The organism is Pseudomonas sp. GL-B-26, assembly GCF_019947405.1.
GTDB lineage: Bacteria > Pseudomonadota > Gammaproteobacteria > Pseudomonadales > Pseudomonadaceae > Aquipseudomonas.
This window is the reverse complement of the sequence record NZ_JAGYGJ010000037.1, coordinates 22527-49369: the sequence shown is the minus strand read 5'-3', so window position 1 is coordinate 49369 and position 26843 is coordinate 22527. Positions and strand designations below refer to the sequence as shown.

27 protein-coding genes, 1 tRNA gene and 2 pseudogenes are annotated in these 26843 nt (G+C 60.4%); 21 read left to right on the top strand and 9 right to left on the bottom strand.

Annotated elements, in window-relative coordinates; genetic code table 11:
• Position 1 precedes the first annotated feature (1 nt).
• The 13 genes and pseudogenes from KGB23_RS21810 to KGB23_RS21750 all read left to right on the top strand — a co-directional run.
• A pseudogene (locus tag KGB23_RS21810) lies at positions 2 to 685 on the top strand (baseplate J/gp47 family protein); the annotation flags it as partial.
• The gene (locus KGB23_RS21805) at positions 682 to 1290 is read left to right on the top strand and encodes a phage tail protein I (RefSeq protein WP_223432548.1); all 609 of its coding nucleotides are present in this window, start codon (positions 682 to 684) and stop codon (positions 1288 to 1290) included. The pseudogene KGB23_RS21810 and the gene KGB23_RS21805, both read left to right, overlap by 4 nt.
• The gene (locus KGB23_RS21800) at positions 1283 to 3082 is read left to right on the top strand and encodes a phage tail protein (RefSeq protein WP_223432547.1); all 1800 of its coding nucleotides are present in this window, start codon (positions 1283 to 1285) and stop codon (positions 3080 to 3082) included. Before KGB23_RS21805 ends, KGB23_RS21800 begins: the two co-directional genes overlap by 8 nt.
• A 7-nt stretch (positions 3083 to 3089) precedes the next feature.
• Positions 3090 to 3647, top strand: a complete 558-nt coding sequence (locus KGB23_RS21795) for a phage tail assembly chaperone (RefSeq protein ID WP_223432546.1) — start codon at positions 3090 to 3092, stop codon at positions 3645 to 3647.
• 103 nt (positions 3648 to 3750) lie between these two features.
• Positions 3751 to 4917, top strand: coding sequence for a phage tail sheath family protein (locus tag KGB23_RS21790; protein ID WP_223432545.1), 1167 nt, complete (start codon positions 3751 to 3753; stop codon positions 4915 to 4917).
• Between the two features lie 12 nt (positions 4918 to 4929).
• Positions 4930 to 5433 (top strand): phage major tail tube protein, encoded by a 504-nt coding sequence (locus KGB23_RS21785; RefSeq protein ID WP_223432544.1) that lies wholly within the window; start codon positions 4930 to 4932, stop codon positions 5431 to 5433.
• A 13-nt stretch (positions 5434 to 5446) separates the two neighbouring features.
• Positions 5447 to 5767, top strand: a complete 321-nt coding sequence (locus tag KGB23_RS21780) for a phage tail assembly protein (protein ID WP_223432543.1) — start codon at positions 5447 to 5449, stop codon at positions 5765 to 5767.
• A 148-nt stretch (positions 5768 to 5915) separates the two neighbouring features.
• Positions 5916 to 8567, top strand: coding sequence for a phage tail tape measure protein (locus tag KGB23_RS21775; protein WP_223432542.1), 2652 nt, complete (start codon positions 5916 to 5918; stop codon positions 8565 to 8567).
• A gap of 12 nt (positions 8568 to 8579) precedes the next feature.
• A complete protein-coding gene (locus KGB23_RS21770; protein ID WP_223432541.1) occupies positions 8580 to 9440 on the top strand; it encodes a phage tail protein in 861 nt (286 codons plus the stop codon).
• Positions 9415 to 9621 (top strand): tail protein X, encoded by a 207-nt coding sequence (locus KGB23_RS21765; RefSeq protein WP_223432540.1) that lies wholly within the window; start codon positions 9415 to 9417, stop codon positions 9619 to 9621. Before KGB23_RS21770 ends, KGB23_RS21765 begins: the two co-directional genes overlap by 26 nt.
• A gap of 99 nt (positions 9622 to 9720) precedes the next feature.
• Positions 9721 to 10770, top strand: coding sequence for a phage late control D family protein (locus tag KGB23_RS21760; RefSeq protein WP_223432539.1), 1050 nt, complete (start codon positions 9721 to 9723; stop codon positions 10768 to 10770).
• A 56-nt stretch (positions 10771 to 10826) separates the two neighbouring features.
• Complete coding sequence (locus KGB23_RS21755) at positions 10827 to 11252, top strand: cell wall hydrolase (protein ID WP_223432538.1); 426 nt, start codon at positions 10827 to 10829, stop codon at positions 11250 to 11252.
• Positions 11253 to 11278: 26 nt separating this feature from the next.
• A pseudogene (locus KGB23_RS21750) lies at positions 11279 to 11740 on the top strand (lysis system i-spanin subunit Rz); the annotation flags it as partial.
• 71 nt (positions 11741 to 11811) lie between these two features.
• On the opposite strand, the gene KGB23_RS21745 reads toward KGB23_RS21750, so the two are convergent.
• The 6 genes from KGB23_RS21745 to KGB23_RS21720 form a co-directional block, all read right to left on the bottom strand.
• The gene (locus KGB23_RS21745; RefSeq protein WP_223432537.1) at positions 11812 to 12225 is read right to left on the bottom strand and encodes a PepSY domain-containing protein; all 414 of its coding nucleotides are present in this window, start codon (positions 12223 to 12225) and stop codon (positions 11812 to 11814) included.
• Entirely contained in the window at positions 12222 to 12827 is a 606-nt protein-coding gene (locus KGB23_RS21740) for a hypothetical protein (protein ID WP_218580710.1), read from the bottom strand. The genes KGB23_RS21745 and KGB23_RS21740 overlap by 4 nt, the downstream gene beginning before the upstream one ends.
• 133 nt (positions 12828 to 12960) lie before the next feature.
• Entirely contained in the window at positions 12961 to 13458 is a 498-nt protein-coding gene (locus tag KGB23_RS21735; RefSeq protein WP_223432536.1) for a PAAR domain-containing protein, read from the bottom strand.
• A 21-nt stretch (positions 13459 to 13479) separates the two neighbouring features.
• Positions 13480 to 14151: a hypothetical protein gene (locus KGB23_RS21730; RefSeq protein WP_046048532.1), complete on the bottom strand. Its 672-nt coding sequence runs from the start codon at positions 14149 to 14151 to the stop codon at positions 13480 to 13482.
• 345 nt (positions 14152 to 14496) lie between these two features.
• Entirely contained in the window at positions 14497 to 14706 is a 210-nt protein-coding gene (locus KGB23_RS21725; RefSeq protein ID WP_223432535.1) for a hypothetical protein, read from the bottom strand.
• Between the two features lie 205 nt (positions 14707 to 14911).
• Positions 14912 to 14999 (bottom strand) — tRNA-Ser (locus KGB23_RS21720).
• Between the two features lie 122 nt (positions 15000 to 15121).
• On the opposite strand from KGB23_RS21720, the gene KGB23_RS21715 reads away from it, so the two are divergent.
• Positions 15122 to 15793, top strand: coding sequence for a Bax inhibitor-1/YccA family protein (locus KGB23_RS21715; protein WP_223432534.1), 672 nt, complete (start codon positions 15122 to 15124; stop codon positions 15791 to 15793).
• A 64-nt stretch (positions 15794 to 15857) separates the two neighbouring features.
• Here the strand turns inward: KGB23_RS21715 and KGB23_RS21710 are convergent, their stop codons facing one another.
• Positions 15858 to 16295 carry an Lrp/AsnC family transcriptional regulator gene (locus KGB23_RS21710; protein WP_008155029.1) on the bottom strand — a complete coding sequence of 146 codons (438 nt, stop codon included), beginning with the start codon at positions 16293 to 16295 and terminating at the stop codon, positions 15858 to 15860.
• 135 nt (positions 16296 to 16430) lie between these two features.
• On the opposite strand from KGB23_RS21710, the gene KGB23_RS21705 reads away from it, so the two are divergent.
• Complete coding sequence (locus KGB23_RS21705) at positions 16431 to 17327, top strand: DMT family transporter (protein WP_223432533.1); 897 nt, start codon at positions 16431 to 16433, stop codon at positions 17325 to 17327.
• A gap of 14 nt (positions 17328 to 17341) precedes the next feature.
• On the opposite strand, the gene KGB23_RS21700 is transcribed toward KGB23_RS21705, so the two are convergent.
• Together KGB23_RS21700 and KGB23_RS21695 are read right to left on the bottom strand one after the other, a co-directional pair.
• Complete coding sequence (locus KGB23_RS21700; protein ID WP_223432532.1) at positions 17342 to 18382, bottom strand: FUSC family protein; 1041 nt, start codon at positions 18380 to 18382, stop codon at positions 17342 to 17344.
• A gap of 47 nt (positions 18383 to 18429) precedes the next feature.
• Positions 18430 to 20055 (bottom strand): NADP-dependent glyceraldehyde-3-phosphate dehydrogenase, encoded by a 1626-nt coding sequence (locus KGB23_RS21695; protein ID WP_223432531.1) that lies wholly within the window; start codon positions 20053 to 20055, stop codon positions 18430 to 18432.
• Positions 20056 to 20389: 334 nt separating this feature from the next.
• Between KGB23_RS21695 and KGB23_RS21690 the strand changes: the two genes are divergently transcribed.
• The 6 genes from KGB23_RS21690 (at position 20390) to KGB23_RS21665 (ending at position 26782) form a co-directional block, all read left to right on the top strand.
• Positions 20390 to 21277, top strand: coding sequence for a Dyp-type peroxidase (locus tag KGB23_RS21690; protein WP_223432530.1), 888 nt, complete (start codon positions 20390 to 20392; stop codon positions 21275 to 21277).
• Positions 21278 to 21293: 16 nt separating this feature from the next.
• Positions 21294 to 22265 (top strand): Gfo/Idh/MocA family protein, encoded by a 972-nt coding sequence (locus KGB23_RS21685; protein ID WP_223432529.1) that lies wholly within the window; start codon positions 21294 to 21296, stop codon positions 22263 to 22265.
• A gap of 82 nt (positions 22266 to 22347) precedes the next feature.
• Positions 22348 to 23100, top strand: a complete 753-nt coding sequence (locus KGB23_RS21680; RefSeq protein ID WP_123368107.1) for a GntR family transcriptional regulator — start codon at positions 22348 to 22350, stop codon at positions 23098 to 23100.
• An 11-nt stretch (positions 23101 to 23111) separates the two neighbouring features.
• Complete coding sequence (locus KGB23_RS21675) at positions 23112 to 24842, top strand: fumarate reductase/succinate dehydrogenase flavoprotein subunit (protein WP_223432528.1); 1731 nt, start codon at positions 23112 to 23114, stop codon at positions 24840 to 24842.
• Positions 24843 to 24868: 26 nt separating this feature from the next.
• Complete coding sequence (locus KGB23_RS21670) at positions 24869 to 25114, top strand: ferredoxin family protein (RefSeq protein WP_007946457.1); 246 nt, start codon at positions 24869 to 24871, stop codon at positions 25112 to 25114.
• A gap of 264 nt (positions 25115 to 25378) precedes the next feature.
• A complete protein-coding gene (locus KGB23_RS21665) occupies positions 25379 to 26782 on the top strand; it encodes an ABC transporter substrate-binding protein (protein ID WP_223432527.1) in 1404 nt (467 codons plus the stop codon).
• The last annotated feature ends 61 nt before the right edge of the window (positions 26783 to 26843 follow it).

Here is a 26843-nt window from a genome sequence, read left to right as displayed (position 1 = left end):
TGCCGCCAAGGCCCTGCTGTTGGCCCATGCGATCGGCCCGGACCTTGATCACCTGGGGACTAACTTCAATCTGCCGCGCCTGGTGGTTCAGGCCGAGGATCTGCTGGCGGTGCCGCCGGTGGCGAAGGTCATGGAACAGGACGACCCTTACCGCGAGCGCATCCAGTTGGCCTTTGAGGGCTTGACCACGGCAGGGCCGCGTAACAGCTACATCCTGCACGCGCGAAGTGCCTCGGGGCTGGTGGCCGATGCTTCGGCGGAAAGCCCGTCGCCCGCTTGCGTTACGGTAACGGTGCTGAGTTCCGAGGGTGAGGGCGTGGCCGGGCCGGAGTTGTTGGCCACGGTGGCGGCGGGGCTCAATGATGAGGACGTGCGGCCGCTCGGTGATCGCGTGACGGCGCAAAGCGCCGAGATTATTCGCTATCAAATCAACGCCATTCTGCACATGAAAAGCGCAGGCCCCGAGGCGGATGCCGGTCTGGCGGAAGCCCGTACGCGCTTGGGGAAGTGGGTCAATCCGCGCAAGCGTCTGGGGGTGGAGGTGGCGCGCTCGGCGATTGACGCGCAGGTGCATGTCGCTGGCGTGTCCCGAGTCGAACTGTCGGGGTGGGTTGATCTGGCCCCAACCAAGGCGCAGGCGGCGTACTGCACCGAGTGGAACGTGGTGCTGGCGGGGGCAACATGACCAGCCTACTGCCGAGCAATAGCACGCAACTGGAGCGCGCCCTGGAGGCGGCGTTCTATGAGAAAACCCTTGTTCCGCTGCGCACCCTGTACAACGCCGACACCTGCCCGGTGCACTTGCTGCCGCACCTGGCGTGGGCGTGGTCGGTCGATCGCTGGGATTATCGGTGGTCGGAGGCGACCAAGCGTGCGGCTATTAAGGCGTCGTATTACATCCATGCCCGCAAGGGCACGATCGGCGCTCTGCGCCGCGTGGTCGAGCCGCTGGGCTACCTGGTCGAAGTCATCGAGTGGTTCAACACGGTGCCTAATGGGGAGCCGGGCACCTTCGCGCTCAGGGTCGGGGTGCTGGATACCGGGATCACCGAGGAAATGTATCAGGAGCTGGATCGCCTGATCGATGACGCCAAGCCCGTCAGCCGCAAGCTAACCGGTCTGGCGATCAGCCTGGAAACCCAAGGCGCTTTAAACATTGCCGTTTCCCTCTCCGAAGGCGACGAAATCGACGTGTACCCGCCAGTGATGCGTGACATTGAAGTCACGGGCCGCTTCGGTGTGGTCGGCCGCGAACACTCCATAGACACCCTGGACGTTTATTATGATTGATGCGAATTCGCCGTTTTTCGCGATCCTCACAAACGTGGGGATGGCCAAGCAGGCGAACGCCGACGCGCTCGGCATTCCCTGGAAGATCACTGAAATGGGCGTGGGGGATGCCAACGGCACCGACCCGATCCCCAGTGCAACGCAAACCCAACTGATCAGCGAATGGCGCCGCCGGCCGTTGAATCAGCTCAAGACTGATCCGGCTAACCCGGCGGTACTGATCGCCGAGCAGATTATTCCGGCCGATGAGGGCGGTAAGTGGATTCGCGAAATTGGTCTGTACGACATCGACGGCGATCTGGTTGCGGTGGCCAACTGCGCGCCGAGTTTCAAGCCGCTCCTGTCGCAAGGTTCAGGCCGCACGCAGATTGTGCGGATGAACTTCATTGTCACCAGTACCGGCAACATCACGCTTAAGATCGATCCGAGCGTGGTGTTGGCGACGCGTGACTACGTCGATCAAAAGACGTTGGGGGGGCGGGAGTACGTCGATCAAAAGGTGTTGGAGGAGCTGGGCAAGCAGGACTTTAAGCACTCGGTGCGGGTGGCGACCACCGCCCCTGTAGTGCTAAGCGGCCTTCAGACCATTGATGGTGTGGCCTTGAGCGCTGAGGCGCGGGTGTTGGTGAAGAATCAGGCCGCAGCCAAGGACAACGGCCTGTACAGCGTGTCGGCGGCGGGTGTGTGGACGCGTAGCGCGGATGCCGATAGCAGTCTGGAAGTTACGCCCGGGTTGTTTGTGCATGTCGAGCGCGGCCCCACCAACGGCGACAGCATTTGGCAACTGGTGACGGATGCGCCGATTGTCCTGGGCGTGACGGATCTGCTGTTTGAAATGGCGGCCGGGCGCACCGGTGTCAATGCCGGAACGTACCGCAGTGTGACCGTGGACAAATACGGTCGTGTGGTGGGCGGGACCAACCCGACCACGCTGGCCGGTTATGGGGTCACGGACGCCTTCACCAAAACCGAAACAATCGACTTGATTAACGGCACGGGCCAAATCCCTTTAGTGGAGGTCAACACATCAAAGTCCTTGGTGGCGGCCGAGTTGGGGCTTGTCCTGATTGATGCCGGCGCAGGGGCGTTGACGGTTGAGCTGCCAGACGCCAACTCAGCGCTGGGTGTTCGTGGTGTGGTGGTGCGGCGGGTCGATAACACTACCAACCGATTGGTGATCAAGGCGGCCGTTAGCAACAAAATCAAGTTCCATACCCATCTGAATGCGGCCGGCTATTCGTTCCTGGTGCTGATGGGGTCCGGGGATTACTGGCATTTGCGCAGTGATGGCAAGGGCAACTGGATACCGATTGCGCGCTTAGACGGTACGGCACTCGGGCGGCCCGTGTTTGAAACGATCACCGTATTGAATCCGGGTGGTCACGCTCCGTTGGGCAATAACGTCTTGGTTCGTGCCGACTGGCCATGGTTGTGGGACCACGCTCAGCAGTCGGGAATGCTGACTACGGAAGCCGCTCGTGGGGGTATGGAGGGCGGTTGGACCTCGGGCGATGGCGCGACCACGTTCCGCTGTCCAGATGCGCGCGGTAAATTCTTCCGAAACCTTGACGAGTCTGCCGGGATCGATCCGGGCCGTGTGGCGGGCAGCTATCGGCTCGATGATTTCAAGAGTCACGCCCACTATTCAGCTTCCACAGGCTACGGCACGCAGGCGATGGGCGGCGGGAGCATCACCTATGCTACCCCGACTGGTGGCAGCACTGGCGCCGCTGGCGGCGCTGAGACGGTCCCGAAACACATCGCCTATCCGGGCCGAATTAAAGTGATCTGAGGTTCTAATGAATATCTATTTGTTCGACCCGCTCGGCATCCTGGCCGGGCCGTTTGAGTTGTCAGCGTTTCCAGAGGTCCCGGGATTTGGCCAGTATCTGCCGGGCAATGCCATCCAGCTGGAAAAGCCTTTGGCCCAGCCCGAGGCTGGCCACGTATGGGCGCTGGTCGAGGGGAAGCCGCAACTATTGGCCGACTTTCGCGGTGTTGTTTTCCGCACGGAAGTACCAGGCGTCGCGGAGGAGTATTCCAAGCTTGGCGATCTGCCTGAAGGACTGACCGCCAAACGCTGGCCGGGTCAGTTCTACGTGTGGGCTGGTGGGGACTGGGTTCTGGATGAGGCGGCGCAGATTGCAGCGGCGCTAGCGGGCGAGCGAGCGTGGCGCAATGCACAAGTCGCCGCGACTGACTATCTGGCAATGCCGGATTATCCGATCACCGCTGAGCAGCGATCCGAGCTGTATGCCTACCGCCAGGCGTTGCGCGATTGGCCGGATGTGACGCTGTTCCCTGATCAGTCAGGCCGCCCCCAGCCCCCGGCTTGGATTGCCAGCTTGGCCCAATAACGCCCCGCACTGACGGGGCGTTTTCTTTTCCGTTTCGCGTAACACGAACATCCCTGACAGCCTCGCTCATGCGGGGCTTTTTCGTTTCTGGAGATTGAGCCTTATGAGTTTCTTTCACGGCGTCACCACCACGCTGATTGACACCGGCGCGCGGACTATTTCGCTGCCGTCGTCCTCGATCATCGGCCTGTGCGACACCTTCACCCCGGGCATGCTCGGCGGCGGCACGGCGCTGGCCGGCGAGCTGGTGTTGCTCACGTCCGAGCGCGAAGCCATTGCCGCGTTCGGCGCCGATTCGGCGATTACCAAAGCCGCCAAGGCGATTTACGTGCGCGCCAAAGCGGTGATCGTCGCTGTCGGCGTGCCTAAGCTGGAAGACGCTGCGCTGCAAACGTCCGCCATCATCGGTGGCGTTCTGGCCGGTGGCCAGCGTACCGGCCTGCAAGCGCTGCTGGACGGCAAGAGCAAGCACAACGCCCAGCCGAAACTGCTGATCGCGCCGAAACACTCCGCCACTCAAGCGGTGGCCACGGCCATGGATGCCCTGGCCGGCAAGTTGCGCGCGATCGGCATCATCGACGGCCCGAACACCACCGATGAGGCGGCCATGGCCTACGCCCTGGAGTTCGGCAGCAAGCGCCTGTATCTGGTCGACCCTGGTGTGAAGTATTGGGACACCGTCGCCAGTGCAACGGTCGATGCGCCGGGCTCGGCCTGGGTCGCCGGGCTGTTCGCCTGGACCGATGCCACTTACGGCTATTGGGCGTCGCCGTCGAACAAAGAGTTTGTCGGCATCACCGGCACCACGCGTCCGATCGAGTACTTGGACGGCGACGAAACCTGCCGGGCCAACCTGCTGAATAACGCGAACATCGCGACGATTCTGCGCGATGGCGGTTATCGCCTGTGGGGCAACCGCACGCTGTCCACTGATCCGAAATGGGCGTTCGTTACCCGGGTGCGGACCTGCGACATCCTCATGGATGCGATCCAGGCGGGGCACAAGTGGGCGGTCGATCGCTCGATTACCAAGACCTACGTGCAGGACGTGACCGAGGGCCTTCAGGCGTTCATGCGCGACCAGAAAAACGCCGGTGCGGTGATCAACTTCGAAGTCTATGCGGACAAGGAAAAGAACACGGCCAGCCAAATCGAGCAGGGCAAAATTTACTGGCGCATCCGCTTCACTGACGTGCCGCCGGCAGAAAACCCGAATTTCCTCATTGAAGTCACCAACGAATGGTTGACCGAAGTTCTTGAAACCGCCTAAGGGGGCCGCGCAATGATTCCTCAAGTTCTCTCCAACATGAACGCGTTTGTCGACGGTGTGAGTTTTGCCGGCGACGTGCCCACCCTGTCGCTGCCGAAGCTGACGCAAAAGACCGACGACTATCAGGGCGGCGGCATGTCCGCCCCGATCGAAATGGCCATCGGCCTGGAAAAGCTGGAGGCGGCATTTACCACCAACGGCGTGCGCCGTGAGTCGCTGAAATACTTCGGGCTGGCTGATCAGACCGCTTGCACCATCGTCTTCCGTGGCGCCTTTCGGGGTCTGAAGGGTGAGGTGACGCCGGTTGTGGTGACCCTGCGCGGCGGTATCAAAGAGGTCGACATGGGCGACTGGAAGCCGGGCGACAAGGCGGAAATCAAGCACGCGATCAAGGCCGTTTACTACAAGCTCGAAATTGACGGCCGCGTGATGTACGAGATCGACCCGCTCAACATGATTCAGGTGGTCGACGGTGTCGATCAACTGGCCGCAGAACGCTCGGCCATCGGCCTCTAAGGACTAAAAGAACATGACTCAAGTAACCCAAGACACCACCGCGCCGACCTTGCCGAAGTGGCTGAAGCTGAGCGATGAGGGCGTGATCGTAACGCTTCGATATCCAACCCTGATCAGCGGCGTGTTGACCGATGCGCTGACCATGCGCGCACCCAGCGTAAAGGACTGGCGCGCCTCCAAGGTCGCCGGCAATGGCGACTATGAAAAACAGGAGCTGTCGTTGTTTGGCAGCATGACCGGACTAACCGAAGCGGACCTGTTGACCTTGAAATACAAGGACTACAACCGTCTTTCGGCGGGCTATTTTCGCTTGGTCGACGAAGACGACGTTTAACGCCGTCACGCTCAGGGACACGGCCCAGCGCTTGGCAAAAGAGACGGGTTTCTCTGCTGCTGAGATCGATGCCTTGCCCTTTGATCAGATGCTGTGGTGGCTCACGGATTGAGCCGCCTTTGAACTCCCCGACGTATAGGGCACGCACATGGCGAATAAACTCGCGCTCGGCCTGGTCATTGGCGGGGCGGTCAGCTCCACGGTGGGCTCGGCGTTCAAGGATGTCACCAGTCGCATCAAGCGGCTGGAGGCAGAAGGCAAAAAAGCCCGGGTGCTGGAAAAGACCATTGGCGACACCATGCGGTTGCGCGATGAGTGGCGCAAGGCGCACATGGCGGGCGAGAAGGGGGCCAGCGCCCTACTGAAACAGCTTGAGGGCAATATCAGCAGCCTGAAAAAGCAAGGCGTGGAAGTTCACAATCTGACCAAGGCTTACACGGCCATGGGGCAGGCGGCGAACAAGGCCGAGCTGAAGGCCAAAGGTCACCAGCAACTTGACGAAGGCAAGCAGAAACTCAAAAGCAGCGTTGGCCAAGCGGTGGCCGCCACGGCAGCGATGGCGATTCCAACCAAGGTCAGCGCGGACTATGGCGCGATCATTCGTGACATTGCGATCAAGTCGAACATTGCCAATAAGCCCGAAGAGGCGCAGCTGTCGAAGAAGATTGTCGACACCTCGCGCGACACGGGCATGGCGCGCAATCAGGTGGCCGAGGTGGTCAACGCCCTGGTAGGGGCGGGCATGGAGCTGGACAAGGCCCTGCAATACGCCCCGACCGCCGCCAAGTTCGCCGTGGGGCAAGGCTCGGACGGTGGCGAAACGGCGCGCATGATCAATGCCTTGGGGCAAAACGCCAAGATCACCGACCCGGCCATGATGCAAAAGGCCCTGGAGGCGATCGCCTACCAAGGGCAGGCGGGCAGTTTTGAAGCGGCCGACATGGCGCGTTGGTTTCCTGAGTTGCTGGCCGGCATGGGCAAACTGGGCATCACCGGGATGGATTCGGTCACGCAACTGGGCTCAATGCTTCAGGTGCAAATGAAGACCGCCGGCGGCTCGGATGAGGCGGCCAACAACCTCAAAAACTGGATGGAAAAAATCGGCTCCGGTGACACGGTCACGGCCTACAAAAAGGCCGGGATCGACTATCAGGCGTCGATGAATACCGGCCTGCAGAATGGCAAGTCCACGCTGGAATCCAGCTTTGAGCTGGCGCAAAAATACATCGCAGCGACCGACCCGAAGAAGGCCGCCGCGATGGCCGAAGCCACGGCCAAGATCAGCAAGGAGGCGGACCCGGAAAAGGCTAAGGCCATGATGGCGTCCCTGGAGCAAGCCTTGCGCACCGGCGATCTGTTCGCCGACATGCAGGTCAAGGGCGCACTGACCGCGTTCATGCAGAACAAAGAACTGTACGCCAATCTGAAAAAGGACTCGGCGAGTGCCACCGGGATCTTGGATAAGAACCTGGAGGAACGCCGACAGTCGTCGGCGCAGAAGTGGTCGGAAATGGCGCAAGGCACGGACGACGCCATGCGCGCGATCGGCGACGCGTTCCGCCCGGTCACGGATGCGGTGGCGGACGGGCTGACCTACGTCACCCAAGGACTGAGCAAGCTGTCGGACGAATCGCCGAAGGTGGTGACCGGCATCGGCGCGACCGTGGCGGCGGTGATCGCCTTTCAGAGCGCCATGAGTACCTTCAAGATTGCCAAGGGCTTGCTGAACATCGGTCGTGGTTCGCTGATGGGTAATCCGAACATCCCGCAAAAGGTGATCGTGACCAACATGGGATCGATGGGCGGCGGCGGCCTGGACGCCGGCGGCCTCGATACCGATGGTAAGGGCAAAAAAGGCGGTAAGGGTGGTGGTCGCGGAGGCGGCGGAGGCGTCGGCGCCGTGGTGAAAGGCGCGATGGTGGTCGCGGTAGTGGATGCAGGGGTTAAGGCCTACGACACCTATCAGAACGCCGAAACGCGGGACGAGAAGGCCGAAGGTTATGGCGCGGCCGCCGGTGGTTTGGCTGGAACGTTGTCCGGGGCTGCGGCTGGGGCCGCTCTCGGTACGATGCTTTTGCCGGTCATTGGCACCGCTATTGGCGGGCTGGTCGGCGGTGTTCTCGGCAACATGGGCGGTGACGTCTTGGGCGGTTACCTCGGCAAGTCGGCGTTTGGTACGCCTGACGCGCTGAAACGGATGCCGGCGGCCGAGCCGCTGATGATGACCAGTGCCGGCAAGGACATCCCGCCGGTGCTGGGCGGAATTGCCCAATCATTCGCGCCGGCGACCACCGGGCCGTTGATGCTGACCCATCCCGGCCAAGGCGCTGGCCCCGGGGCGAGTGTCGCGGCCACGGCGGCAGCGGCGGCGCCCGTCATGTCGGCGCCGCCGGTGTCGTATGACCCGCGCGACCTGGAGTCGAAAGACGCCATGCTGCTGCCGCACTTTGCCAACAAGGTGCGTTTTCCGGGCTCCGAGCTGCGTCGCCCTAAGGTGATTCGCTCGGGCTTGGAAGGTCCCGCGCCGCAACCGGGTGAAGCGGCGAAAGCCATGATGTTGCCCCCGGCCAGCGCGGACGCGGCGGCGGGGGCGTTGGTGAGGCCGGTGGCGGCGAAAGCGGAGGCGCCAAAAGTCGAGTCCAACGTGGCGATTCAGGCGCCGTTTTCGCTGACGGTCAACGGCGACGTGAAGGATGGCAATCAGCTTTTTGCGCAGATCAAGCCGCAGCTCGATCAGTACTATCGCGATATGGCCAAGCAGGTGGGGAGCGCCCAACTTTTCGACGCTCCGCACGTTTAATCAGGGGGGCATATGTCTGATCAGAACAAGACTGCATTGCAGCAGTTACAGTCGGGCTTGAAGTACCTGGCCACGGCCGGGGAAACCGGCCGGCGCAGCCTGGACGGCATGCTGGGGCCGGTGAATGGCGCGATCGGCGAAATCACCGGGGCGGCGTCCGAACTGGAGGGCTTGCCCTTCGTCGGGCCGGCGATGGGCGCCAAGCTTCAGCGCGTGATGCGCGGGGTGAATGCGGCTCAGGCCAAAGTCGGCCAGGTGGTGGCCACCTACAACAAGGCCAGTCGCGCGCTGTCGGGGATGGACGAGCGCCTGGGCACGTTGAAGGCGCAGGCCAGCAACGCGGCGACGGCAATCAACAAGATCGCCGGCAAGGTCAGTCCGTCGTTGGCCAACATCGTGCCCACCGGTGCGTTTGCCACGGATCAGACGCCGGCGCCGGAGGCGGTGAAGCCGTTCCCGCACCTGCTGATCATCCAGCCGCAAGACCCCAAGGCGCCGCCGTATTTCTTCAACCTCGACACGGCCGCGTTTGATGAGCTGCGTCGCTCGACCGAATTCCGTTGGGCCTCTCAGGAGCGCCTGTCGCGCCGGCCGGCGCAGCAGGGCGTCGGCATGGGTGACGAAAAGATCACGCTCAAGGGCGCGATTTTCCCCGGTTTCAAGGGCGGCCTGAAGCAGCTCGACACGCTGCGCGCGCTCGGCGCCCAGCTCAAGCCGTTGACGCTGACCACGGGCTATGGCGATGCGCTCGGCACCTGGTGCCTGAAAAGTGTCGATGAAGAGCAAAGCGCGCTGATGCAAGGCGGCATCCCGCGCAAACAAGGGTTCACTCTGGAGTTTGTGCGCTATGGCGACGACATGCAGAACGTCTGACGGGGATCTGCTGGACACCATCTGTCATAACTTCTATGGCCACCTCAGCGGCAGCGTGGAGGCGGTGCTGGATGCCAATCAGGGGCTGGCCGAAGAGGTGCAGCCTTATCGCGACGGCGTGGTGATCGTGCTGCCGGATCTGCCGTCGCCGGCTCAGGAGCAGGTGACCCTGTGGGACTGATGCCGTCCGGAGTACTCGCCGGCGAATGTTCGCGTTACGCGTAACGCTCCGTGACTACCTTGAGCCCGCCTTTTGCCGGTTTTCTTTTGGAAGCAATCCATGACCCCTATGTTTCGTATCGTGGCCGATGGCGCCGATATCACCGGCCTGATCAACGATCGGCTGATCCAGCTCAGCACCACCGACAAGCCGGGCATGGATTCGGACACGTTCGAATTGCGCATTGATGACCGTGATGGGCTGGTGACGCTGCCCCGGCGCGGGATCGGCATCGAGATCTATTTGGGCTATGTCGAGACGGGACTGGCGCGCCTGGGCCGATACGTGGTCGATGCGGTCACGGTGTCCGGTCCGCCGGACACGATCGTGATCAAGGGCAAGGCCAGCGACATGCGCGGCAGTGGCAAGACCGTGCGCAGTGGGAGTTGGGAGGACGTGCCGCTGTCGAAAATCGTGGGTGATATCGCCGCGCGCAACGGCTGGCAGGCGGGGTGCCCGGTGTCGACCAAGGTCGCCCGGGCGGACCAGCTCAACGAGTCGGATTTTAATTTCATCACGCGCCTGGCCAAGCAATACGACTGCACCGCCAAGGTCGCCGATGGCAAATTGTTGGTGATGCCGCGTCAGGGTGGGCAGACCGCCAGCGGCAAGGCCTTCGGTGCGATCACCCTTACGCGCCGCGACGTGAGCCGCTGGCAATTCAACCTTGAAGATCGCAACACGCACAAGTCGGTGGGGGCCAAGCACCAAGACCCTAAAACCGGAAAGCTGGTGGTCGTGTCCCTGGAGAATGACAACCTGCCGGACGGCCTGCCTTCGGTGCATACCGATCGCCATATCTACCACAACAAGACCGCCGCCGAGGCGGCGGCCAAGGCGCGCTTGGCGGCGTTCAACCGCTCGACGGCTGGGGTGCGCCTGGAAATGCCCGGGCGCACGGATCTGTTTGCCGAGCGCTCGATTAATGCCCAGGGCTTCAAGGTCGGCCTTGATGGCGAGTACCTGGTGGACTCGGTTGAGCAGGTTTACACCCAAGGCGGCTGGTCGACCACGGCCGAGTGCAACGGCGGCAAGAAGGGCAAGGCCAAAGCCCAAGGCAAGAAAAAGAAGAAGGCGGAGACGCCGGTAAAAATCGTATCCCTGAAATAGCGCTACAGCGCATCCATACCCGCCGAGTGCGGGTTTTTTATGCTTGGAGAAAAGTGATGACAGTTACCGATAAAGACCGCGACATCCTCGCCCGCACCCTATGGGGCGAAGCTCGCGGCGAAGGCTTGGCCGGCCAGATCGCCGTCGCCTGGACGATCCGCAACCGTGTGAATGATGGAAAGACCAACTCCTGGTGGAGTGAGGGCTATGCCGGTGTGTGCCTGAAGCCCTGCCAGTTCAGCTGCTGGAACAAGAACGACCCGAACTTCGCCTACCTCAGCGGCGCGAAGCCGATCCCGGCGGGGCAGCTCGCCCAGGCGCAGAAGGCCGCTGACCAGGTGATCGCTGGTACCGTGCCAGATCCCACCGGTGGGGCCACGCACTATTACGCCACCACCATGCCGAAGGCTCCGGCTTGGGCCGCGCGTGCCAAGCAGATGCTGAAGCTCGGCCACCACATCTTCTTCAAGGATGTGCCGTGATTACCGTGTCGGGGCGCCTGATCGGCATGGTCGTTTTGGTGGGGTGTTCCGTTTTTTCCACATGGAAAGTGGACGCTTGGCGCTACGGCCAGCAACTGGCAGAACAAGCCCGGCTCCACGGCGAGACGCTGAATGAGCTGACCCTGGCCGCGACCACTCAGCAGCGCGCCGAACAAGACAAACGCCTTGCGCTCGCGCAGCGCCTGGCGGCCAGCGACCAAACCCACTACGAGGCTTTGACCAATGCTCAAAAAGACCAAGCTCGCCTGCGCGATCGCCTTGCTACTTCCAATCTACGGCTGTCAGTCATCCTCGACGCAGCGGATTCAGCCGGTGGTTGCGCAGTGCCAGCCACTACCGGCGCCAGCAGCGTGGTTCATGGAGGAGCGCGAGCCCGACTTGACCCAGCGCATGCTCAACGAATTGTCGCCATCACCGATGAAGGCGACCGGGGAATGATTGCCCTGGCTGCGTGCCAAGCGTATGTGGGGGGTATCACACTGAGTTCGGCGCGGGGCCAGGTACTGGCAAATGTTGCCCCATTCAAAATGGTTGGTTGCTATCCCGCACCGCGCTTACTTGGTTTTGGAGGCGCGTCAGGACACTCATCGGCCCATCGCGTAACCGTCATGTCATTGAATTGTTCCCCAATGGTGTCGACGCGCAGGCAAGCGCCGTTCTTTGAGTAGAACAAGATGCAACGCGAGCTATCAAAAGAGCAGACATCGACCTCGAAGAACTTGCGTGCAGCCAGCTCCCGCTCCACGCCACTATATTCATAACCATCGGTGGTATGCATCCGCGTCGGCTTCCATCCTTGTTTGACGAGCTTGGCCCTGGCCGTGACCAGGGGCTCACCGACGGCGATGCCTGCCGGTCCGCGCCTGTCGCTTGTCGCCTGTGAGCCATCCGCAAACGCTGCGCTGGTGCCAATGCAATAAAGTGCGACGAGCGCGAGGATTGAAAACTTCATTTGACAGTCCCTCCAGCCGATTTGTAGCTCTCCAAAAACTTTGGATATTCGGCATACGGTTGCGGCGGATAATGATTTTTCTTACCAGGCCCTTCGGGAAGTGCCGCCCACCTCGTTGCCGCCTTCGGCATTGCTCCCGGGATGTCGCCGGCCTTGATCTTGTCGATCACACCGAGGGTGCGCAGAATGTCGACCGCGATAAGGTCTTGCGTATTAGGCGTAAAGTCGGTGAGTCCCATCTTTCCGGCATACTCGCTCCAAGTGGCAATGGTAATTTGATACATGCCCGATGCTGTAGTTTTTCCGCCGTAACCGGCCCCCGGATGGGTGGACTCATCAGTGAAAGTCCATTTCCCGGATTGAAAACCCGGTGCCCAGCCATAACCATATTTCGCGTGGTAGCTACCGCCTTCGGATTCGGCAATGGCAACCAAAAATGCCTTCACGTTCTTATCCTTCAAATACTCCTCATTCTCGGCCCGCCTTATCTGTTTCCTGGCGTCCAGTGATACAGTTTTTGGAGTGGCGTCTTTGACGGGCGTCACCGCTCTGGTGGCTACGGGAGACATTTTTCTGCCATTCTTGCTAACCACTTCAGCCATGATGAAAGTCACCAATATAGATTTTGACGCTCTCTGTCTGCCCCTTTGGGAAAACAGAAATAATGAAACTTGTTCTTTGGTCTGGGGAGGATTGTGTGCAGTCGGTTGTATGAAGAGCATCTGCTGCCATGCCTTAGTCCTCCAGAAACAGTTTGATTGTTTCGGGCAGGTGCGAACTCACTAGATGCGTATACCCCATCGAATCACTTACACCGTGTTCCATGCTGCCGTCAGCGCGCTGGATGGCGTAATCAAGATTGGGTAGAGGCTCGCCCGAGTCTTGGTCAACTAGTCTGAACTTGTCGCTGAAGTGCACTGGCATCGGCAGCAGGCCGCTGAAGGGGGCTGGTACGAAGGTGTCGCCAATAATGACCGTGCCGGATCCAGCGATAACCACGTTGCCGTGGCCACCGGTACTGCCTTGAGTAGCGGCATTCAGCCCATTGACGAGCACCGTAGCACTGACGGCACCGGTGATCGGGCTCCCGCATGCGGATTTATCGGTCATACGAGCGGCGGCAAGGCCATCGAAGTTCACATTAGGGGAGCCGCTGGCAATCGGATTCGTGCCATGCCCCGGAAGCGGGCAATTGGTGGGGTCTGTCACTCGGGCAGCAGGTTTGCCACTCATGGGAAGTTCCTTTTCAAGGTTTCAAATGGGGTAATAGGGGTCGATGGGCGAGTCGGAAAAGCGCCAGCACTCATCCATAGGGTTGAACAGTGCTCGGTGGTTTTCGCGCATGGGACGGCAGGCCAGCAACGTCTGCCAGGCGATTTCGACGCAGTTGTCCATGGCCTGCGTGGAATAGTCATCAAGCTGGTTGAGCCAGGCGTTGTAATTGGGCATACCAACGCTGCGGTAAGCACTGAGCAATATCTCGGCGACTTCTTCGCCCCAATGGATAAAGCGCCCCGGACTCCAGGGACCTGTCTGGGCATAAATAAACCAGCCCAAGCTTGGCAAGTCACCATCTGCAAGTCGTAACGTGTCGCGCTGCGAGGAAAAACCACAGGTGATGTGGACGGTCAGCCAACCCTGGTGTTGCTGGATAAATCCAGTGGGGTCGAATTGTGCCAGCGGCACGACACGATAGCCTGAGTCAGGCATTGACCTGGCAACCAACTCAGCGTCCAGCCTTGAAACGAAGGCTCGAATCGCCTTGCCTTCGCCGGACGCTGCGCAAAGAATTTCAACCGGCGTGCTCGCAGGTATGTCGCCGAAACCGACGATGCGAACTAGCCCATAAAGGCGTAATGAGGTTTTTAGGCCGCTGGGATGAAGCGAGGTATCGAGTGTGCAGGCGCAGGGGATGGGCACATCCATAGGTGCAGGGCGCATCAAATATTACCGTCCATGTAAATGTGCGTCGCGAAGAATGCCCCAGGCAGAAGTCGCGTTCAACAATATTTACAATGTTTAGGTTGACAACCAGTCAATGATCGCCGGTCGCGTGGGGGAGGTGTGATTGTGTTCGGTCGGCAGGACGCCGGGGGAGGGGGGGCGCGCAAAACCACCGCTGGAGGCCACGGTTTCTCGTTTGCATAAGCACAAAAGTACGGATATTTTGCCCGACTGATTAAGGCATTTATCCCTTTAAAAACAATATATTAGGTTTTTTTATGTCCCCAGCATGGGGTGCTAGGGGCTTAGCGTGGCGATCGATTGCTGTCACTCGGGAGTCATCAGCACCGCGAGCGTCAGCTTGATGAACTCTTCGTTCTTGTCGATGGTGTCCAAGGCGCCGCGCACGTTGTCGGCGACGTCAGCCGAGCCGCGGGCCTCGACCCAATTGGACAGCTCCATGATGGCGGCTTCGAGGGCGAGTTGGTTTTCGTTGATCTTGTACAACAGGGAGGGGAGCAGGTCTGAATGTGGCATCGCAAATCCTCTGTTTTGAGGACAGCGTAGCATCGCGTTACATGAAGGATGTTTAACGATTGGCAGGACCCCGGAGGAGGGTAAAAGCGGGTTAGTTCTGGAACGCTTCCATAATAGTTATGGAACACATGCCGAGCGGCGCTGGTTTCTTCAAACCCCAGAAACGACAAAGCCCTGACTAATCAGGGCTTTGTCGGTACAAATATGGCGGAGGCGATGGGATTCGAACTCATGGACCTGTTACAGTCGACGGTTTTCAAGACCGTTGCCTTAAACCACTCGGCCACACCTCCGTTGCGTTGCGGGCGCCATAATACCTGAATGAAACACACTGTCAAACTCTCTGCATAGCTTGTTACAGAGCGTCTGTTATGATCTTTGCGACTGAACGTTTCAAACCAACAGGAGTGTCGCCATGCGCGAACAGGATTACGCAGTTAATAACAGCGTGCAGGCTGAGCAGCTAGAGGTTAGCCGCGTCCTGCGCAACACTTACGGCTTACTCGCTCTCACCCTCGCATTCAGCGGCGTGATGGCGTTTGTCGCTCAGCAGATGCGTGTCGGCTACCCGAACATTTTCGTGGTGCTGATCGGTTTCTACGGCCTTTTCTTCCTCACCAACAAACTCCGTGATTCGGCCTGGGGGCTGGTGTCGGCATTTGCCCTGACCGGTTTCATGGGTTTTCTGCTCGGCCCGATCCTCAACCGTTACCTGGGCATGCAGGGCGGCGCTGAAGTGGTCAGTTCCGCGTTTGCGATGACGGCACTGGTGTTCGGCGGTCTGTCGGCTTATGTGCTGATTACCCGCAAGGACATGAGCTTCCTGGGTGGTTTCATCACCGCAGGCTTCTTCGTGCTGCTGGGTGCGACGCTGGCGAGCCTGTTCTTCCAGATCAGTGGTCTGCAACTGGCGATCAGCGCAGGTTTCGTGCTGTTCTCCTCGGTCTGCATTCTGTTCCAGACCAGCGCCATCATTCACGGCGGCGAGCGCAACTACATCATGGCGACCATTAGCCTGTATGTATCGATCTACAACCTGTTCATCAGCTTGTTGCAGCTGTTCGGCATCATGAGCCGCGATGACTAATTGTCAGCCTTGAGGAAAAAACCCGCTTCGGCGGGTTTTTTCTTGCCTGCGATTTGGGTAAAACTCACGCCATCGGTGGCAGCCGGCGCTTGACCGGGGTTTTCTTGACGATCGCCGTGTTGGTTTCTGCGTGGGTGTTTAGACGGTCGAGCAGGGTGTCCAGTTGCTCCATCGAACGCACATGCAGGCGGGCGATGAAACAGTCGTCACCAGTGACTTTGTCGCACTCGGTAAATTCGGGAATGGCCTGAATCTGCCGTTCCACTTCCTGCAACTGGCCTGGCAGCGGACGAATACGGACGATGGCCTGGAGTTGATAGCCAAAGCATTTGGGGTCGATCTCGACGGTGTAACCCTTGAGCACGCCACGCTCTTCGAGGCGGCGCAAACGCTCGGCGACGCTGGGCGAAGACAGGCCGCTGATCTGCGCCAGGGCCTTGAGCGAGCGGCGTGAGTCTTCCATCAATGCCGTGATCAGCACTTGGTCGATATCGTCGGTCATGGCGAAACCCCTATTAGGCAATTAATTCAAACCGCCTTGATAAAAAAGGCAGAAACCGAGTTTAGCCTGCTTTTTGCTCTGGAGAAGCCCCCCAGCGGATGGGCATACTTTGGGCTCAAACACAGGAGTCTGATGATGGACAAAACAATACGTCACGGGTCATTCGAAATGACCGCCGCCATGCTGATTTCCGGGACTATCGGCTGGTTCGTGCTGGTGTCCGGGCAGCCGGTGCTGGACGTAGTGTTCTGGCGTTGCGTGTTCGGCGCCGGCACGTTGTTGCTGATTTGCGCGGCATTCGGCTTTCTGCGCCCCGGCATTCTGACCCGCACCACGTTCTTGCTGGCCGTGCTCAGCGGCGTGGCGATTGTCGGCAACTGGGTGCTGTTGTTTGCTTCTTACTCCCGCGCCTCGATTGCCATCGGCACCGCGGTTTACAACGTTCAGCCGTTCATGTTGGTGGGGTTGGCCGCGTTGTTCCTCAACGAAAAAATCACCCTGCAGAAACTGTTCTGGCTGGGCCTCTCGTTTCTCGGGATGCTGGCGATTGTCAGCGCACATGGCGGGCAGGGCGAGAGCGGCAATGATTACCTGATGGGCATCGCGCTGGCGCTGGGGGCGGCATTTCTTTACGCGATTGCCGCGTTGATCATCAAGCGCCTGACCGGTACACCGCCGCATCTGATCGCGTTGGTCCAGGTCACCACCGGCGTGCTGTTACTCGCGCCATTCGCGCACTTTTCGGCACTGCCGCAAGCGCCGAGCGCGTGGGCCAGTCTGGTAACCCTGGGCATTGTCCACACCGGCGTGATGTATGTGCTGCTCTACGGCGCCATTCAAAAACTGCCGACGGCACTGACAGGTGCGCTGTCCTTTATCTACCCGATTGCAGCGATTTTTGTCGACTGGTTCGCTTTCGGCCATCGCCTGGAGCCGCTGCAATGGATCGGTGTCGCCGCAATTCTGTTGGCCGCTGCTGGCATGCAACAGGGTTGGAACCTTAAGTTTCGTCGGACGGTGACGACGCAGTAAGCCGTAAAGAAACGTCAGATGTTCCAGCGCGGTGCCGTCTTGGCCAGGCGCTGGCGCATCTCGCCGATGTTGGCGGCTAATTGCCGGACCAATAACCGGTAACCGTCCAGCGGATTGTAAACCGGCTCGGTCAGGCTTGAATCCGACGGCAGTTCGACGGGCCGACTGAGCCGCTGGGACGCCCCGGATTTCAGCGCCCGGGCCATACCGATCAGTTGCACCCGAATCAGCCGATGCTCGGCTTTCAATGCCGATTGCAGATGGGCCATGGCATCGGGGTCACTGGCGTCCGGCCGGGTGTTGCCGAGGATTTCCAAAGTGCTGACACACATCCGCAGATGACGCTGAATGGCGTCGAGTTCGGTCATGGAGATCCGCACTTCCTTGGACACCGACGGCATCAACGAGCGCAGTTGCACCATCACCGTGTTCAGGCGGCCCACCAGTTTATGGTGTTCGTCATCGGTGACCGATTGGCCATTGATGATGCGCCCGTAGATCGTCGCGCAGTCGCGCAAGGCGTCGGCCAGGTTGTAGCGCCAGGAATAAACCGCGTAGAGCGGCAGGGCGAAAGAAAACGCCAGGGCCAGGGCGATGCCGATCAGGATATCCACCCCACGCCACAACCCGTCGGTGATCGGGTTGTCGCCATGCCCTGCGACGATAAACACGGTAATCGCCGAGAGCAACGCGGTGTAACCGCCCTTGCCGATGGCGTGGTACGAGAAGAACCCGCACACCACGGCCATCGCGAAATAGGTCAGCCACGGCATCCCGAGCCACGCCTGTTGCGCCACCAGCAGCAAACCGACGCCGGCACCGATCAAGGTACCGATGGCGCGTTCGGCGGCTTTTTTTCCGATGTTGCCGTGGTGCTGCAAACCGCCGATCACCACCAGCATCGTCACCGACGCCCACTCACCGTGGGGCAGATTGATGCCGGTGGTCAGCAGGATCGTTGCCAGCAATCCCAGCGACACGCGCACCGCGTGGATCACCCGGGCGTGGCGATAGCGCCGATACGGGTCCAGCAACGGACGCAGCACTCGGCGCATAAGCGGTGGCAGTCGATTGGCTCTGAATGTGCTCAGGCTCGGTCTCCTCAGAAGATGTAATCGGTGGTCAGGAAACTCGAACTGCGTCCGCTGATGATCTCGCTGATGAGTTCTTTGTTGGTTTCCTGGAACTTGGTCGCCACCAGTGTCCGGATCGAAAACACCCGCAGCGCATCATGCACCGACAGCGTACCTTCGGCGGAGTTCTTGCGGCCGTTGAACGGGAAAGTGTCCGGGCCGCGCTGGCACTGGGCATTGAGGTTGATCCGGCCGACCTGGTTGGCGAAGGTATCCACCAGTCGGCCGACCGCCACCGGATTGGTGCCGAAAATACTCAGCTGCTGGCCGAAGTCCGATTCCAGGACGTAATCGATCACCGTGTCCAGATGCCGGTAAGGCACGATCGGCACGACCGGGCCGAACTGTTCTTCCTGATAGACGCGCATCTGCGGCGTCACCGGGTACAGCACGGCGGGGTAGAAGAACGAAGCGCGGGCTTCACCGCCGTTGGGGTTGACCACGGTGGCGCCTTTGCCGACGGCATCCGCCACCAGCGAGTGCAGGTAATCGACTTTGCTCGCTTCGGGCAACGGCGTCAGCGCCACGCCGCTGTCCCACGGCATGCCCGGTTTGAGGCTGGCGAGTCTGGCGTTGAATTTCTCGATGAACGCCTCGACCACGTCTTCATGGACGAAGAGGATTTTCAACGCGGTGCAGCGCTGACCATTGAACGACAGCGAGCCGGTAAGCGCTTCGCTGACCGCGTTGTCCAGATCCACCTCGGGCAGCACGATGCCGGGGTTTTTCGCGTCCAGGCCCAACGCCGCACGCAAGCGGTGCGGTTTTGGATGGAGTTTTTTCAGGTCGCTGGCGGCCTTGTTGGTGCCGATAAACGCGAAGATGTCGATCTTGCCGCTGGCCATCAGCGCGCTGACGGTCTCGCGGCCGCTGCCGTAGATCACGTTGATCACCCCGGCCGGGAAGCTGTCGCGGAACGCTTCCAGCAACGGACGAATCAGCAGCACACCCAGCTTGGCCGGTTTGAACACCACGGTGTTGCCCATGATCAGCGCCGGAATCAGCGTGGTGAAGGTTTCGTTCAACGGGTAGTTGTAAGGTCCCATGCACAACGCCACACCCAGCGGTACGCGGCGGATCTGGCCGAGGGTGTCCTGTTCCAGTTCGAAGCGGCTGGAGCGGCGGTCGAGTTCCTTGAGCGCGTTGATGGTGTCGACGATGTAATCGCAGGTGCGGTCGAACTCTTTCTCCGAGTCCTTGAGGTTCTTGCCGATTTCCCACATCAGCAACTTGACCACGGCTTCGCGCTGTTCACGCATGCGTCCGAGGAAGGCTTCGACGTGCTGGATGCGCTCGGCCACGCGCATCGTCGGCCACAGGCCCTGGCCACGGTCATAGGCGCGGACGGCGGCATCGAGGGCGGTCAATGCGGTGTCGGCGTCGAGCAGCGGCGTGCTGCCGAGGATCACTTGTTCATCGCCATTTTCACCCGTCAGGTACACCGGGCTGCGGACCTGGGCGAGGGGCCCGGACCAGGTTTTCAGCTCGCCGTCGACCAGGTATTCACGCTGCTCGGTCTGGCCGTCGAGACGGTATTTTTCCGGGATGTCGGTGGCGTCGGGAAACAGGTTGCCAAGGATGTGTGCTGTGGTCATGTCGCTACCCCGTCTGGATTGGGTGATGCACTGATGAATCGTTTTAGCAGACCTGGGACTCGCTTGTCATGGCTCATCTTATGATTTTTTGGCTCGACGTTGCGGGTCGTCGTAGCAGCTGCCGAGCCTGCGAGGCTGCGTTCGGCGGCGAAGCCGTCGCAAACCCGGTACGCAAGGTTTTCCTGACACACCGCGATATTCGATTTCACGACGGCTTCGCCGCCGAACGCAGCCTCGCAGGCTCGGCAGCTGCTACAGGGCGATCTTTTGACCTGAAAACACACAACGACCGATGCTGCGGTTAAACTTCACGCTCTTTCTCAAAGGAGTTCATATGAGTTACTACCAGCCGGGCATTCTCGCCACCCCAGTTCCGCCTCAAGCCCGTCATATGTTCTTCGCACTCGAATCCGCCGCTGCATTGCCGGCTGCGCTGGAGAATCTTAAGGGGCTGGTGGACGGGAAGTCGGCAGTGGTCGGGTTCGGTGAATCCCTGGTCAAGGCCCTCAAGGGGCAAATCGAAGGCCTGCGCGCCTTTCCAGCGTTGACCGGTGTCGGCGTCGACAACCCGTCGACCCAGCACGCGCTCTGGTGCTGGTTGCACGGTGTCGACCGTGGCGAATTGCTCAATCGCAGCAACGCCATCGAAGCCGCGCTGGCCCCGGCCCTGCGCCTGGTGCAGATGAACGAAACCTTCCGCCACCTCACCGGCCATGACCTGACCGGTTACGAAGACGGCACCGAAAACCCTCACGACGAAGCCGCCGTTGCCGCTGCGCTGGTGAGTGACGGCGCTGACGGAATGGTCGGCGGCAGCTTCGCCGCGATCCAGCAGTGGCAGCATGATCTGAAAGGCTTCCACGCGATGCCGCCCCATGAGAAGGACAACATCATGGGCCGTCGTTTGAGCGACAACGAAGAGATCGACGACGCGCCGATTTCCGCTCACGTCAAACGCACCGCCCAGGAAAGCTTCGCCCCCGAGGCCTTCGTGGTGCGCCGTTCCATGCCCTGGATCGAAGGCGATCGCGCCGGCCTGATGTTCCTGGCCTTCGGTTTCTCCCTCGATGCCTTCGAAGCCCAATTGCGCCGCATGAGCGGTCTGGAAGACGGCATCACCGACGGTTTGTACCGCATCAGCCGGCCGATCACCGGCGGCTACTACTGGTGCCCGCCGCTCAAGGACGGTCATCTGGACCTGCGCGCTCTGCGCATCGGCTAAACATCAGGGAGTGAGTATGAACGTGGTGCGCTGGGGCATGATCGGTTGTGGCAGCGTCGCTGAACGCAAGAGCGGGCCGGCCTTCTACAAGGCGCCCGGCTCGGCGTTGGTGGCGGTGATGGGTCGGCGTCTGGACGCGGTGACCGATTACGCCGCGCGCCACGGCATCGCTCGGGTCTACACCGACGTCGACGCGTTGATCAATGATCCCGAGGTCGACGCGGTGTACATCGCCACGCCGCCTGACAGTCATCACGCTTACGCCTTGAGGGTGGCCGCCGCCGGCAAACATTGCTGCGTCGAAAAACCGATGTCGTTGAATGCCGGGCAAAGCCGTGAGATGCAGAAGGTCTTTGCCGATGCCGGGCTGCACCTGTTTGTTTCCTACTACCGACGCTCGCTGCCGCGCTTCCAGCAGGTGCGGCAATGGCTGGAGGAAGGGCGGATCGGCGAGGTACGGCACCTGACCTGGACCCTGACCAAAGCGCCATCTCCGATCGATCTTGGTGGTACAGATAACTGGCGTACCGACCCGGCCATTGCTGGCGGTGGTTATTTCGCCGACCTGGCCAGCCATGGCTTCGACCTGTTCCAGTACCTGCTCGGTGACATCGTCGAAGTCGCCGGGTTTACCGCGCACCAGGCCGGTTTGTATGCCGCTGAAGACGCCGTCAGCGCCAGTTGGCGGTTTGCTTCGGGCGTCCTGGGTATGGGCTGCTGGAATTTTGTTGCGGACCGCCGCGGAGATCGGGTCGAGCTGATCGGCAGCAAAGGCCGGATCAGCTTTTCCGTATTCGATGAACATCCGGTTCAGCTTGAAGCCGATGAAACCCTCAGCCTGCACATCGAGAATCATGAGCACATCCAGTGGCATCACGTACTGGGCATGAACGCGCACATTCGGGGTGAGGCGCAGCATCCGGCTGTGGCCGAGCAGGCATTGAAAACCGATTGGGTGATGGACCAGATCCTCAAGCGCGGCTTCTAACCTTATGCTCAAACAGTATTTCTCAAGCCTCCCATTAGAACTTTAAGATCACGTCATAACTCGTTATAACAAGTGATCTTCCATGACCGATAACGTTCTCTCCCTCAGTAGCGTTCCGCTGCACACTCAACTGCGGGATGTGCTGCGCGCCCGCATCCTTGACGGCGAATACCCACAAGACAGCCAGATGCCTTCCGAAAGCGAACTCGGCGCGCTGTTCAAAGTCAGCCGCATCACCGTGCGCCAAGCCCTGGGGGATCTGCAGAAAGAAGGGCTGATCTTCAAGATCCACGGCAAAGGCACCTTCGTCGCCAAGCCAAAAACCTTCCAGAACGTCAGCACCCTGCAAGGCCTCGCCGAGTCCATGACCGGTCGCGGCTACGAGGTGATCAACCGCCTGCGCAGCTTCAAATTCATTGCCGCCGACAAACTCGTTGCCGAGCGCTTGCACGTCGCCGAAGGCGAGACGGTGGCGCAGATCAAACGCGTACGGCTGATCAACCGCGAGCCGATTTCCCTGGAGATCACCTACCTGCCCAAAGCCATCGGTGAGCGCCTGGAGAAGGCCGACCTTGTCACTCGCGACATTTTTCTGATCCTGGAAAACGACTGCGGCCTGGCCCTCGGTCACGCGGATCTGGCCATCGACGCGGTGCTGGCCGACAGCGACCTGACCCAGGCGCTGAACGTCGAGCCCGGCTCGCCGATCATGCGCATCGAGCGCCTGACCCACGACGCCAGCGGCCAACCCGTGGACTTCGAACACCTTTACTACCGCGGCGATGCCTTCCAGTACCGCCTGCGGATCGACCGGCAAAAAGGGGCGCAGGCATGACTCACGGCTCAATGACTAGAAAGACGCTCGAACAGGAATACGACATCGTCGTGATCGGCGGCGGCACCGCAGGACCGATGGCGGCGATCAAGGCCAAGGAACGCAACCGCGATTTGCGCGTGCTGCTGATCGACAAGGCCAATGTCAAACGCAGTGGCGCGATCAGCATGGGCATGGACGGCCTGAACAACGCGATCATTCCCGGTCACTCGACGCCCGAGCAGTACACCAAGGAAATCACCATCGCCAATGACGGCATCGTCAATCAGGCAGCGGTGTATGCCTACGCGACCCACAGCTTCGAAACCATCGAGCAGCTGGATCGTTGGGGCGTGAAGTTCGAGAAGGATGAAACCGGCGACTACGCGGTGAAAAAGGTCCACCACATGGGCGCCTACGTGCTGCCGATGCCGGAAGGGCACGACATCAAAAAAGTCCTGTATCGCCAGTTGAAACGGGCGCGGGTAAGCATCACCAATCGGCTGGTCTGCACGCGATTGCTGACGGACGAAGAGGGCGCGGTCAATGGCGTGATGGGCTTCGATTGCCGCACCGCCGACTTCCACGTGATCAAGGCCAAAGCCGTGATCCTCTGCTGCGGCGCCGCCGGGCGCCTGGGTTTGCCGTCGTCGGGTTACCTGATGGGCACCTACGAAAACCCAACCAATGCTGGCGACGGTTACGCCATGGCTTATCACGCCGGGGCAGAACTGGCGAACCTGGAATGCTTCCAGATCAACCCGCTGATCAAGGATTACAACGGCCCGGCCTGCGCCTACGTCACCGGTCCGTTGGGCGGCTACACCGCGAACAATAAGGGCGAACGCTTTATTGAATGCGATTACTGGAGCGGCCAGATGATGTGGGAGTTCCACCAGGAACTCGAAAGCGGCAACGGTCCGGTGTTCCTCAAACTCGATCACCTGGCCGAGGAAACCATCCAGAACATCGAAGAGATCCTGCACAGCAACGAACGCCCGAGTCGCGGCCAGTTTCACGCCAATCGCGGCACTGACTACCGCACGCAAATGGTCGAAATGCACATCTCGGAAATCGGTTTTTGCAGCGGTCACTCGGCATCAGGTGTGTGGGTCAACGAGAAGGCCGAGACCTCGGTCAAGGGCTTGTACTCGGCGGGTGACATGGCTGCGGTGCCACACAATTACATGCTCGGCGCGTTCACCTACGGCTGGTTTGCCGGCACCAATGCGGCGGACTTTGTCGCCGGACGCGAGTTTTCAGCGGTCGATGCCCAGCAGATTGAAACGGAAAAGGCTCGGGTCTACGCACCGCTGGACCGCGAACATGGCCTGCCGCCGGCTCAGGTCGAGTACAAGCTGCGGCGCTTCGTCAACGACTACCTGCAACCGCCGAAAGTGACCAAGAAGATGCAAATCGGCCTGCAACGCTTCAGCGATATCCAGCGCGATCTCGATCAGATCAAGGCCCACAACGCCCACGAACTGATGCGCGCAATGGAAGTCAGCATGATCCGCGACTGCGCCGAAATGGCCGCCCGCGCTTCGCTGTTCCGCGCCGAAAGTCGCTGGGGGCTTTACCACTATCGGGTCGACCACCCGCAACGCAACGACAGCGACTGGTTCTGCCATTGCCACCTGAAGAAGGATGAAAACGGCGTGATGAGCAGTTTCAAGAAAGCCGTCGAGCCTTACATCATCCCGCTGGACGCCGATGAAATGCAGGCCTACGACCGGCTGAGAGTCGGTGCCTTTGCTGCTTGAGCATCACAAAAAAGAGAGACCGCGAAATGGCCTATCAACCCCAGGAAATCTTCTTCCGCTCCAATGCGCCCGTCACGGTCGATGAGGACCTTTGCATTGCCCACAAAGGCTGCACCGTGTGCGTCGACGTCTGCCCGATGGATCTGTTGGCGATCAACCCGGCCACGCAAAAGGCCTACATGGCGTTCGACGAATGCTGGTACTGCATGCCGTGTGAAAAGGACTGCCCGACCGGGGCGGTGAAAGTCGAGATTCCTTATTTGTTGCGCTGAGTGTGGACACAGATGGCATCTCCATTGATTGATCGGACGCCTTCGCGAGCAAGCCCGCTCCCACAATGATTTGTGCTGTGCCTCAGATTTTGAAAACTCCAAAGAACCCTGTGGGAGCGGGCTTGCTCGCGAAGAGGCCAGTCCAAACAACCTAACGCTATCCGGCAACCACCGGACGCCTGATCCAAAACACCCCTCGTTTCCCACCGCGCCCTGATCGTGGCGGAGACGAACATCCTATAAATGATTCGAGGGGACACATCTATGTTGCGTGCAGCATTAGCCGGTCTGGTACTGGCTTCATTCACCTTGTCGGCATCGGCCGAAACCATCCGCATTGCCATCGGCACCCAGGACACCACGATCAACTGCGCCGCCGGCGGTTTGTTGATTCGCGAACTGGGCCTGCTGGACAAATACCTGCCCCACGACGGCCCCTACAAAGACGCCAAGTACGAGGTGGAGTGGAAGAACTTCACCAGCGGCGCGCCCCTGACCAACGAGATGGTCGCCGGCAAACTCGACTTCGGTGCGATGGCCGATTTCCCCGGTTCGTTCAACGGTGTGGCGTTCGAAACCGCGGGCAAGCACAGCCTGTTTATCAGCGTGCTGTCGGGCAGCATCAAGGGCAGTGGCAACGGCATTGTGGTGCCGAGCGCCTCGAGCGTGCAGTCGCTGGCGGAGCTCAAAGGCAAAACCATTTCCGTGCCGTTCGCCTCGACGGCGCACGGCATGTTGCTGCGGGCCGTGGCTGCCCAAGGCTGGGATCCGCTGAAAGACGTGAACATCATCGCCCAGCCGCCGGAAGTCGCCGGCTCGGCATTGCAGGCCGGGAAGATTGATGCCCACGCCGATTTCGTGCCGTTCGCCGAACTGTTCCCCAGCCGTGGTTTCGCGCGCAAGATTTATGACGGCGCCCAGGCCAATGCGCCGACCTTCCACGGCGCGCTGGTGGATCAGGCCTACGCGAAGAAGTACCCGGAAATCGTCGTGGCTTACCTGCGGGCGAGCATCGAAGCCAACCAGTTGCTCGCGGCTGAGCCGGAGAAATACAGCGAGTTGATCGCCAAGGTCACCGGCGTCGATGCCGAGGTCAATTACCTGTTCCACGGTCCACTCGGCGTGCAGACTCGCGACCTCAGCTGGAAGCCGGAATACCGTCAGGCCGTTGGGACTGCCATCGATACCCTCAAGCTGCTGAAGAAGGCTGATCGTGGTCTCGATCTGAATACCTTCATCGATGACCAATACATCCGCGCCGCGTTCAAGGCGTCGAATCTGGACTACACCGCGCAACTGGCCAACTACGGGCAGACGCCGCTCAAGGCGGTGGATGCGTCGAGTGGCAAAGCCATCACCGATTTCAGTCATGTGTCGGAGATCTGGGTGCGTGGCGAGCCGAAGGTTCGGCAGTACGCCTCGGCGGAGTCGGCGTTCACCGCGTTGGCCAGCCTGAAGCAGGAAGGCAAAAACATCCGCGCGGTGTATGCCCAGGCGAGTGACAGCGGGATCAAGTTGCTGGCGGATCAGGCGTGGTTTGCCAGTGATGCGAAAGGGCGGCTGAGTGCGTTTCTGCTCAAAGGCCAGGCCCAACAATTTGCCACGGCCCAGGGCGGAAAAGTCTTCGACTTCACCGACGCCACCACCCAGGCAGTCGCTACCCGCTGAGTTGTGGGGTGGACTCAAGAACCACCCCTCACCCTAACCCTCTCCCCAGAGGGGAGAGGGG